We start from the raw sequence: 1,375 nt of genomic DNA on the forward strand, positions 1-1,375 counted from the left end.
GAGCCGTCCCGCGCGCCGCCCAGATCGTTCACCAGCACGCGGGCGCCACGCGCTGCCAGCGCCAGGGCGTGTTGACGACCCAGTCCGCCGCCGGCGCCGGTCACGATGGCCACACGGCCTTTGAAATCAATAGTCATGGTTTATTCCTGAAATGTGGGAGACAAATTGAAGGCGCGGACTCTGATAGTCTGCGTCGACCAACCCTGTACTTTAATTCACTGTGCAGAGCCCCACTGAAAGCTGATCATGGAACTGAATTCTGAAGTCATCACCACGCCGCCACGCCCGGCCGCCACCGTGGTGATGCTGCGCGATGCCGACGAGGGCCTGGAAGTCTTTTTGCTCAAGCGCCATGGCCTGTCCGATGTGCTGGGCGGGGCCTATGTGTTTCCCGGCGGCAAGGTCGATCCGTCTGACGCCCAGCTGGACATGAAGGCGCACATGGACCAGCCTCTGCAGGCACTGCACGCGGCTTTGAACGAACCTGATATCGCCCCGCTGACTGCTGCCAGCCTCTACGTGGCGGCACTGCGGGAGGCTTTCGAAGAATCGGGCATTCTGTTTGCGCAAGGTGCCTCTGCCGAGCACGCCGCGCAGGCCACCGCGCTCCTGCGCACGGGCCATGCGTTCGATGCCGTGCTGTCACACATGGGCTTGCGCCTGCAGACCAGCAGCGTGCTGCCCTGGTCACGCTGGATCACACCGAGGATGCCGTCGCTGACAAACAAACGCTTTGACACCCGCTTCTTTGTATCGGCGGTGCCATCGAACCAGATTGCCCGCCATGACAACCATGAAACCACCGCAAGCGTCTGGCTCCAACCCCGCACCGCGCTGGCGCAATACTGGCAGGGTCAGATTGAGCTCGCGCCGCCGCAAATCATGAGCCTGGCCCACTTGGCGCGTCATGCCAGCGTGCAAAGCGTGCTGCAGGCGGCACGCAGTCGCCTGCCCCCCACGATTGAGCCCGAGCCGTTCGAACATGAAGGCGCGCGGGCCATCTGTTACCCCGGTGACGAGCGCCATTCGGTCCGCGCGCAGGCGCTGCCGGGGCCGACCCGCCTGGTCTACCGCAACAAACGCTTTGAGCCCATGACTGGATTTGACGGGCTGTTTGACTGATTTCGCTGCACCGCCAGCCACTGGTCAATAGCCGCCGGGTCGCTGATGGCGCGCAGCGCCATATAGGCCAATTCGGCCTCCGGGTAACGACGGCGCAAAAAGTTGAGCCACTGCTTGAGTCGCCCGGCTCGCTGGCGGCGCTCCAGCCGCGCGCACACCAGATGCCAGAAATCGGCGATAAGTGGCAACAGCGTCTGCCAGCTCACATCAGCGTGCATCGGCCCGGTCCTGCGCGACGGCGAAGCAGGGAATG

The 1,375-nt window shown here is 63.7% G+C and carries 2 protein-coding genes and 1 pseudogene; 1 reads left to right on the top strand and 2 read right to left on the bottom strand.

The annotated features are described in order from the left end of the window. A partial coding sequence (locus B3V69_RS05885) for an SDR family NAD(P)-dependent oxidoreductase (protein WP_349679198.1) occupies positions 1-137 on the bottom strand: 137 nt, incomplete at its 3' end. Between the two features lie 109 nt (positions 138-246). On the opposite strand from B3V69_RS05885, the gene B3V69_RS05890 reads away from it, so the two are divergent. Beyond that, positions 247-1,122, top strand: a complete 876-nt coding sequence (locus B3V69_RS05890) for an NUDIX hydrolase (protein ID WP_296444687.1) — start codon at positions 247-249, stop codon at positions 1,120-1,122. Here the strand turns inward: B3V69_RS05890 and B3V69_RS05895 are convergent. Continuing rightward, positions 1,068-1,375 (bottom strand): annotated as a pseudogene (locus tag B3V69_RS05895) (hypothetical protein); the annotation flags it as partial. The gene B3V69_RS05890 and the pseudogene B3V69_RS05895 overlap by 55 nt on opposite strands.

Source organism: Rhodoferax sp. UBA5149 (assembly GCF_002413825.1).
Lineage (GTDB): Bacteria > Pseudomonadota > Gammaproteobacteria > Burkholderiales > Burkholderiaceae_C > Rhodoferax.

What these genes read in the sequence shown, in the direction of transcription:
- B3V69_RS05890 (WP_296444687.1), top strand. Translation starts at nt 247, where the DNA reads ATGGAACTGAATTCTGAAGTCATCACCACGCCGCCACGCCCGGCCGCC.